Source organism: Acetobacter sp. AAB5 (assembly GCF_050106715.1).
Classification (GTDB): domain Bacteria; phylum Pseudomonadota; class Alphaproteobacteria; order Acetobacterales; family Acetobacteraceae; genus Acetobacter; species Acetobacter oryzifermentans.
Map to the genome: position 1 here is coordinate 1 of NZ_JBNIEW010000073.1, position 247 is coordinate 247.

A 247-nucleotide genomic window follows, 5' to 3' on the forward strand; every position below is an offset into this window, starting at 1 on the left:
TGCGCTGGACCGGGTTGAGTATCCGGCGGACCTGCGCAATCTCTCGGTTGAGCAGCTTAAGCAGGTTGCGGATGAACTGCGGGCCGAAACGGTGGACGCGGTTTCCACCACAGGGGGGCACCTTGGGGCATCCCTAGGTGTTGTGGAGCTGACGGTTGCCCTGCATGCGGTGTTTGACACCCCTGATGACAAGGTAATCTGGGATGTGGGCCATCAGGCCTACCCCCACAAGATTCTAACAGGACGG

Annotated in this window: 1 protein-coding gene; it reads left to right on the forward strand. The window is 60.3% G+C overall.

The features are described 5' to 3' along the window. The coding region (locus ACP7IZ_RS13850; protein ID WP_426849748.1) for a 1-deoxy-D-xylulose-5-phosphate synthase N-terminal domain-containing protein at nucleotides 1-247 on the forward strand (247 nt) is incomplete at both ends.